The sequence below is a fragment of the Actinomadura hibisca NBRC 15177 genome, from assembly GCF_001552635.1.
Classification (GTDB): Bacteria; Actinomycetota; Actinomycetes; order Streptosporangiales; family Streptosporangiaceae; genus Spirillospora; species Spirillospora hibisca.
Genome location: NZ_BCRO01000021.1, coordinates 1 through 6,439 on the forward strand (window position 1 = coordinate 1; position 6,439 = coordinate 6,439).

At 74.2% G+C, this 6,439-nt stretch carries 5 protein-coding genes and 1 pseudogene; 1 reads left to right on the forward strand and 5 read right to left on the reverse strand.

Annotated features, from left to right (window positions below):
• The 4 genes and pseudogenes from AH6_RS10525 to AH6_RS10540 form a co-directional block, all read right to left on the reverse strand.
• A pseudogene (locus AH6_RS10525) lies at positions 1–478 on the reverse strand (hypothetical protein); the annotation flags it as partial.
• Between the two features lie 74 nt (positions 479–552).
• The gene (locus AH6_RS10530) at positions 553–1,920 is read right to left on the reverse strand and encodes a sensor histidine kinase (RefSeq protein ID WP_083982577.1); all 1,368 of its coding nucleotides are present in this window, start codon (positions 1,918–1,920) and stop codon (positions 553–555) included.
• A 135-nt stretch (positions 1,921–2,055) separates the two neighbouring features.
• Positions 2,056–2,574, reverse strand: a complete 519-nt coding sequence (locus AH6_RS10535) for a flavin reductase family protein (RefSeq protein WP_067477583.1) — start codon at positions 2,572–2,574, stop codon at positions 2,056–2,058.
• Positions 2,571–3,101, reverse strand: coding sequence for an NADPH-dependent FMN reductase (locus tag AH6_RS10540; protein WP_067477586.1), 531 nt, complete (start codon positions 3,099–3,101; stop codon positions 2,571–2,573). Before AH6_RS10540 ends, AH6_RS10535 begins: the two co-directional genes overlap by 4 nt.
• 656 nt (positions 3,102–3,757) lie before the next feature.
• On the opposite strand from AH6_RS10540, the gene AH6_RS10545 reads away from it, so the two are divergent.
• Complete coding sequence (locus tag AH6_RS10545) at positions 3,758–5,023, forward strand: serine/threonine protein kinase (protein WP_067477589.1); 1,266 nt, start codon at positions 3,758–3,760, stop codon at positions 5,021–5,023.
• An 11-nt stretch (positions 5,024–5,034) separates the two neighbouring features.
• Here AH6_RS10545 and AH6_RS10550 read toward each other — a convergent pair whose 3' ends face one another.
• Positions 5,035–6,150 (reverse strand): PP2C family protein-serine/threonine phosphatase, encoded by a 1,116-nt coding sequence (locus AH6_RS10550; RefSeq protein ID WP_083982578.1) that lies wholly within the window; start codon positions 6,148–6,150, stop codon positions 5,035–5,037.
• Positions 6,151–6,439 lie beyond the last annotated feature (289 nt).

Consider the following 6,439-nt stretch of genomic DNA (forward strand, 5'->3'; position numbering starts at 1 on the left):
CGCCCCGCCAGGACCGTTCGACCCACTTGTAGTAGGTCTGCTGGTGGGTGAGCGAGTCATGGGCGGGCCAGTCCTTGAAGGTCGGGTAGCCGCGGGTGTCGTGGGTGCCGAACGGGGTGCCGTGGCGGGTGAAGTTCTCGTACCAGGCGCCGATGCCGTGCGGCTCGTGGTCGGGGCAGTCGCGCAGCGCGGCCTGGACGCCGTGCGGGTCGAACGGCTTGCCGCACATGAGCTTGCCGCCGAACGCCTCGTAGGACATCAGGTGGCTGTGGGCGTCGACGTAGCCGCGCACCTCGCCGTTGGGGGCGGTTCCGGCGAAGGGCGTGCCGGTCGCGCCGGTGGACGGTTCGGGGGCGCGGGCGGGCGGGGCGGCGGCGCGGGCGGTGACGGCGGGGGCCGGGGCGAGCAGCGCCGCGATCAGGGCGCCGAGGACGAGCACCGCCGTCAGGAGACGGGGCGACGGGCGTACACCGGACATGCGCACCTCTGCGGGGGGACGGGCGTATTCGACACTTGATCAATAACAGGACGCCCGATGAAAGTGAATACTTTTCACTTTAAATCCGCAGACCCGGTTTTGTCCGCTCCGGACAACGGCGGGGCCAACGGCAGGCGGAGCACCAGGCAGGCGCCGTCGTCGCAGTCGGTCGCCACCAGCGATCCGCCGTGCGCGACCGCGATCTCCCGGGAGATCGGCAACCCCAGCCCGGTCCCGCCGCTGTCGCGCCGCCGCCCCTCGGCCAGCCGGTGGAACCGCTGGAAGACCGCCTCCCGGTCCTTGGGCGCGATGCCCGAGCCGTCGTCGATGACGCACAACACCGCCTGCCCCTCCTCGGCGGTGACGGTGACCCGCACCCAGCCGAGAGCGTGCCGGACGGCGTTGTCGAGCAGGTTGGTCAGCACCCGCGAGAGCTGGCCGTAGCTGCCCCGGACCACCACGTCCGCCGCCGTCTCGATCTCGATCGGCACCCGCCCGGGGGCGCGCCGGGCCGTCTCCTCGCGGACCAGCGCGCCGAGGTCCAGCGGCGTGTGCTCCTGCGGCACCCCGGCGCTCAGCCGCGCCATGATCAGCAGGTCGCCGACGATGCGCTGCAACCGGTCGGCGTCGCCGAGCGCGGCCCGCGCGACGGCGGGCCAGTCCTCGTCCTCGGGGTGCTCCAGCGCCACCTCCAGCTGGGCGCGCAGGCCGGTCAGCGGGCTGCGCAGCTCGTGCGAGACGTCGGCGACGAAGCCGCGCTGGCGGTCCAGGACCTTCTCCAGCCGGCGCAGCGTGGCGTTCACCGACCCGGCCAGTTCCGCGACCTCGTCGTGGCAACCGGGCACGCTGACCCGGCCCCGGCCGTCGAAGATCCCGGCCAGCTCGCTGCGCATCACCCGCACCGGGCGCAGCGCTCGCCGCACCGCCAGCGACACGATCAGCGCGACGGCCGCCAGCGCCAGCAGCACCGCCAGCGCCAGCCAGCCGATGAAAGGGCCCTTGACCTGCTCGAACGAGCTGGTGGAGGCGGCGGCGTAGACGGTGACCCACGTGTCGGGGCCGCGCACCCGCTCGGCCACCAGATAGGCGTCGAGCGCCACGCCGGGCACGGCGGTGATCTCGGCGACGCGCGCGCCGTCGGAGGTCGGCCGCACCGACGAGATCGGCGGCCGGTCGCGCAGCTCGGGGCTGGCGGCGAGCACCCGGCCCCCGTCGTCCACGACCTGGAGCAGCCCGAACCCGGCGGCGTCGGCGGGCAGCACGCGCGTGCCGGGCAGCGCGTCGCGGCGGACCAGCGTGGCGACCTCGGCGACGGCCGCGTCACCGCGCTCGCGCAGGCCCTGGTAGATGGTGGCGCGCACCACCTGGTAGAAGACGACGACGCCGACCACCAGCAGCAGCCCGACGACCAGGGTCGCGGCGCAGGTGACCCGGGTGCGCACCGTCCAGTTCGCCGGAGGCCACCATGAGCCGCGTCCCACCATCACCCCCCGTCCCGGTTCCGTGCGGAACCCGTCGCCAAGGGGGGATAACGGTTCGTAGAACAGGTTGTAACCGAGACATTGCCCAGCGAAACATCAGCGCCGGTGCGCGCGGAACCTCCCGAACCGGCCCCGGTGGTACAACAGCGGCGCCTCGGCGGCGCCCAGCTCGACGCCGACGACCTCGCCGACCACCAGCAGATGGTCGCCGATGGCGCGGACCGAGTGCCAGCCGCAGCGCAGCCGCGCGGCCGCGCCCTCCAGCAGCGGCTCGCCGCCGGGTCCGGGCCGCCAGCGGGTGGGCGGCCCGAACCGGTCCTCGCCGCGCGCGGCGAACCGGGCCGCCAGGTCGGCCTGGCCGTCGCCGAGGACGTTCACGGCGAACGAGGCGGCCTCCCGCAGCCGGGGGAAGGTGGTGGAGGTGGCGGCGACGTAGAACGAGACCAGCGGCGGGTCCAGGCTCACCGAGGTGAACGAGGTCGCGGTGAGCCCGGCGGGGCCGCCGGACCCGGGTTGGGAGGTGACCACGACGACGCCGGCGGCGTGCCGCCCCAGCGCGTCGCGGAAGGAGTCGCCGGTGACCGGGACGGGCCGTGCCGTCGCCGTCCCGGTCACCGGGCGGCCCCCGCCGTCAGAGCGCCCCGAACGGCGGGGGCAACCTGACCGGCCCACTCCGCGAGGGTGGAGTCGGGCTGGTCAAGACTTGATTCCGGCAGCGCCAGCCCCGGCGTGGGGACGGTCGCGCCGAGTTCGACCAGCAGGGGTCGCAGATGGACCTCCACGGCCAGCGCGTGTCGCGGCGCGCCCACCACCAGCAGCGGCAGCGCGGGCTTCCCGGCGAGCGCCCCAGCGGCGATCTTGTCCAGGAAGACCTTGAGCAGGCCGGTGTAGGTGGCCTTGTAGGTGGGGCTGGCGACCAGGAGCAGATCGGCGTCGGCGACCCTCGCCAGCGCGTCGGCGACGGCGGGGGGCGGCCCGTCCTGCAGGAGGGCGGGCCCCAGCTCGGAGAGGTCGAGGACGTCGGGCGCGGCGTCGATCCCGGCGGCCGCCGCGACCGCCAGCGCGGCGGCGTGGGCCGCTGCGGCGGTGCGGGAACCGGGCCGGGGATTGCCGATGATGACCAGGAAGCGCACGCCCACCATTGAAGGCGACTATCCCTACCAAGTCAATAGGTTTTATAGGAAAACCCGACGATCTTCCCGAGGCCTGCCACGCATCCCTGCCCTGCCCCGCACAACACGATCAAGACCGCCCCGCACGCCAGCACCCAGCCCGACCCACCGCCGTCATCCTCCACCCGCACACCACCACTGAACTCGCCTAAGCATCGCCATCAGGTCCGTGATCAAGGTCACCGCAGAGCGCACCCCGCACGCGAGCGCGACCGAAGGTCTGCCGCGCGGGGCCGAAGCCGAAGGCGAGGCCCCGGGCGGCAGGTCGCGAAGCGGCACAGCGCTCGCACGCTTTTCGGTCGGTTTGCGAGCCGCCAGGCGAGCAAGCCGGGCCGAAAGGCCCAACAAACACGACGTCCGCGCGGGCGGCGCCTCCCACCCCTGGGGTGCCGCCCGCGCGGACATCGTCCTCGGTGCCGCCGACCGGCCGTCCCGCACGCCGAGGAGGAAAACCGGCGGGTTGTGGCCGTGCCGTCGAACTGTTCCCACTGTGCCGGGCGCGTGTGCACGGGGCGCTACATCGAGGTGACGATCACGTTTCCTGTGATCCGTCCGGATCCAGACCCATACTTTGCGAACTTTGGGGCAGGACGGGGCCGAGCGTCGAGAGGGGTGAAGAGGTCACCATGCATGCGCACGAGACCGGGCGGCCACCGGCCGGTGCGGGACCACTGGAGGACACCGACCCCCGTGAGCTGGGCGGGTACACGCTGCTCGGGCGGATCGGGGCCGGTGGCATGGGCACCGTCTTCCTCGGGGCCGACCCCGGGAGCGGCGAGCGGGTCGCGGTGAAGACCCTGCATCCCCGGCTGGCCGGGGACGAGTCGTTCCGGGCGCGGTTCCGGGACGAGGCGGTGCTGGCGGGCCGGGTGGCCTCGTTCTGCACCGCGCGGGTGCTGGCGCACGGCGCGGAGGACGACCGGCCCTACATCGTCAGCGAGTACGTGGGCGGGATGTCGCTCCAGCACCGGATCAACACCGCCGGGCCGCTGCCGGGCGCGGACCTGCACGGCGTGGCGGTGAGCGTGGCGTCGGCGCTGGCGGCCATCCACACCGCCGGGCTGGTGCACCACGACCTGAAGCCCGCCAACGTGATGCTGACGTTGTCGGGCTGCCGGGTGATCGACTTCGGGATCGCCCGGCAGCAGGGCTCCCCCGGCACGCTGACCTCGTCGGGCTCGGTGCTGGGCACGCCCGGCTGGATGCCGCCGGAGGTCACCGCGGGCGGCGCGGGCTCCCCGGCCGCCGACGTGTTCGGCTGGGGCTGCCTGATCGCCTACGCCGGGACGGGCCGGCTGCCGTTCGGCGACGGCGCGGCGACCGCCGTGGCCATGCGGGTGCTGACCGAGGAGCCCGACCTGGACGGCCTGCCCGACGGCCTGCTCCCCATCGTGCGGTCCGCGCTGGCCAAGAGCCCCGGGGACCGCCCGTCGGCCTCCGACCTGCTGCTGGCGCTGGTCGAGCAGACCGGTCCCGGCGATCTCAAGGCGGCCGGGACCGCGCCCGCCGCCGTCCCGGAGCCCACCGGCGAGGCTCCCCCCGTCTCCGGCGAGGTCCCCGCGGTGGTCACGGAGACCGGTGAGGGCACGCAGGCCCTCGGCGTCATCAACCGCATCGGCTCCGGCTCGACCCTGCGGACGCGGGTGCTGGCCGGAGCCGGGGCCGCCGCCGCGACCGTCCTGGCGGGCGGCCTGTTCCTGGGCCTGTCGGGCGGCGGGCAGGGCGGCACGATCGCCGACCCGCCGGCGCGTCCCGCGCAGTCCCCCGTCGCGGTGCACGATCCCGTCAAGCCCGCCAAGGCCGCGAAGGCCAAGCCCGCCAAGAAGTCCGGGCACGGCAAGCCAAGCAAGGACAAGGAGAAGAAGGGCCGCAAGGGCAAGAAGGACCGCTAGGCCGCCGCGCGTCAGGTGCGCCAGATCAGCACGAGCGCGCAGTCGTCGTCGCGCTCGGCGGCCATGGTCTCCACCAGCTCCCTGGCCCCCTTGCGGAACCCCTGGGGCACCAGGCGCTCGGCCTCGCCCAGCAGCCGGTCGATGCCCGCGTCCAGGTCGCGGCCCGGCGACTCCACCAGGCCGTCGGTGTACAGCAGCAGCGCGTCGCCGGAGCGCAGCAGGCCGCTCTCGGGGACCGAGCGCATGTCGGGGACGACGCCGAGCACCACGCCCTTGGCGGGGCTCACCTGCCAGGTGCCGCTGCCCGCGTCGAACTGCACGGCGGGCGGGTGGCCCGCCGACTCGACGGTGTACTCGCCGGTGGACAGGTCGATCGTCACGTGCACCGCGGTGACGAAGCCCTCGTCCCACTGCTGGCGGTGCAGGTAGTCGTTGCAGGCGGGCAGGAAACGGTCGGGCTGGATCGATCCAAGCAGCCCGCCGAACGCCCCCGACAACATCAGGGCGCGCGTCCCGGCGTCGGTGCCCTTGCCCGACACGTCCACCAGCGCGACCTCCAGGACGTCGCCGCGCCGCACCGACACCGTGAAGTCGCCGCCGAACGACGAGCCGCCCGCCTGGAGCATCACGACCTGGGAGTCCCAGCCGCCCGGCAGCTCGGGCATCTCGCCCTGCCGCCGCAGCCGGTCGCGCAGCTCCAGCAACATCGAGTCGCCGCGCAGCCCCTGCACGCCGAGCTGCTGGCGGGTGCGGGCCAGGGTGAGCGCCAGCACCGCCGTGATGACCAGCGTGGCGATCATGGTGAGGCCGATGGCGTCGCGGTCGTGCCAGGCGTTGTAGCCGACCATCGCCGCCACGAGCGCCAGCAGCGCGACCAGGCCGCGCACCTTCAGCAGCAGGCCGCCGCCCAGCACGGTCAGCACCAGCGCGCCCGAGGGCGTCCAGGAGCGCGACTCGGTCGCGCCGATCCCCAGGATGACGGTCAGGACGGCCAGCGCCGCGAACACGTACCGCTCGCGGGTCAGCTTGCCGCGCCGCAACCACCGGTAGAAGGCCACCAGGACCGGGATGCGGCGCAGGAACGCGCGCACCCTCGGCGGCAGCAGGTGGACCAGTCGTTGCAGCATGACCATCGAACTGTACCGAGCATTCCCCTCCCCCGGCTGGCATCCGCGCCAGTGATCATGATCGGCGGGCTGGCCCGGGCCCTTGCCGGGAAGGGGGTGCGGTGGTGTGCAATGGGGGTGCGGCGGGGACGCCCGGTGATCGAGGAGGCGCACGTGGGACAGCCCGGTATGCGGATCACGGTGGACGCGGCGATGCGGGCGCGGGACGTGTCCGCGCCCCGCTCCGACGGCGCGCAGGGCCCGCCTCCGGCGCCGGAACCGGCCACCGCCCGCGACGGCGCGGCCGAGC

Bases quoted from the DNA above. Each gene is read 5' to 3' on its own strand.
- AH6_RS10545 (WP_067477589.1), top strand. From the start codon at position 3,758: ATGCATGCGCACGAGACCGGGCGGCCACCGGCCGGTGCGGGACCACTG.
- AH6_RS10550 (WP_083982578.1), bottom strand. From the start codon at position 6,150: ATGCTGCAACGACTGGTCCACCTGCTGCCGCCGAGGGTGCGCGCGTTC.
- AH6_RS10540 (WP_067477586.1), bottom strand. From the start codon at position 3,101: ATGGTGGGCGTGCGCTTCCTGGTCATCATCGGCAATCCCCGGCCCGGT.